The sequence below is a fragment of the Flavobacterium croceum DSM 17960 genome (genome assembly GCF_002917885.1).
In the GTDB taxonomy this organism is placed as follows: domain Bacteria; phylum Bacteroidota; class Bacteroidia; order Flavobacteriales; family Flavobacteriaceae; genus Flavobacterium; species Flavobacterium croceum.
The window spans coordinates 1-1,369 of the sequence record NZ_PQNY01000086.1; the positions used below are offsets into that span (position 1 = coordinate 1).

The window sequence follows — 1,369 nt, forward strand, 5'->3', positions numbered from 1 at the left end:
CAGGCTCTAACCTTACATTATCAGCAGGAGCAAACCGTTCTTGTGGCGCACCTGCTACAGGTGATGGTGTAGGCTCAGCATCGTTATCAGTAAAAGTGACAGGTGCCGATGTAGGATATGTTATATCAAATAGTTTAACACCTACCTCAGGTTCTTTCTCAAACTGTGACAGTCCCATAGTTTACGGTTCAGTACAAACGGTTATATTATCTACGGCTAGTGGCACAAGTGCAACAGCTAAAGCACAGATAGTTTTACCTGTGGGCTACGATTATGTAGTAGGATCGTTTGTATGTAACTCAACGCCATTGTGTCCAACCTTTACAGGAACGACTACAGATCCAGCAACAGGAGCTAAGATTATGAATTTGAACATACCAGCAGGTATGACAACAGGGCAGACTTTAGATTATGGCTTTTCAATCCAACCGACAACATTTATAGCATGTGGAGATTACAAAGTAACCTTTACAACGTTTGATGAAGTAACAGGATTAAGTTGTCCAACAGCGCCAGGCGGTGTATGTTCAAAAGTAATTGTACAAACAGGAAAAACTACTTATACATATAATGTAGTAAAACCAGAATTACAAATTACAAATTTAAATGGGACTTATGGATCAGGTTCATATAGTGGCAGTATTACAGTAAATAATACAGGTGCTATTAACCAAACCAATAGTGCGCCATCAAACCCTGTAAAAGTAGATTTTTACTGTGCGGACGCTTCAGGAAATCCAACAGGAACAAAAATCACGACGATAACCTTAGCAGGTCCAGTAGCAGCAGGAGCAAGTGTAACGGAGAATTACACGGTAACAAGTTCAGCTTGTGCTACAGGAAAATTAGTAGCTGTTATAGCTACATCAAGCAACTGTATTTGTGCACCATCGCAAAAAGTAATGGATGTACTACCAGTAGCTACCAATGATACAGTAGCCTATACAGCAGGCAGTACAACATCTCCAATCAATGTATTATCAAACGATACTACAGGAGATACTATAGTACCGAGCACAGTTAGTTTAGTAGCTCCAAGTGGTGCTACAGGCGTAGTAACTGATGCACATGGAGATATTACAAGTATGACGATACCAGGCGAAGGAACATGGAGTGTAGATCCAACTACAGGAGCAATTACCTTTACGCCAGTATCAGGCTTTACAGGTACCCCAACACCAATTCAATACAATGGAGAAGATGCAGAAGGGAATACCTCAAACAATGCGACATTAACTTTAGATTTATTACCAATAGCAACCAACGATGCGCAATGTTATACAGCGAGTACATCAGCGGTAACAATCAATGTATTGAGTAATGATACCACAGGCGATGTTATAGTACCATCAAGAGTAAGTTTGGTAGC

Annotated in this window: 1 protein-coding gene; it reads left to right on the forward strand. The window is 40.5% G+C overall.

The annotated features are described in order from the left end of the window. A partial coding sequence (locus Q361_RS13830; RefSeq protein ID WP_211290396.1) for a hypothetical protein occupies window positions 1-1,369 on the forward strand: 1,369 nt, incomplete at both ends.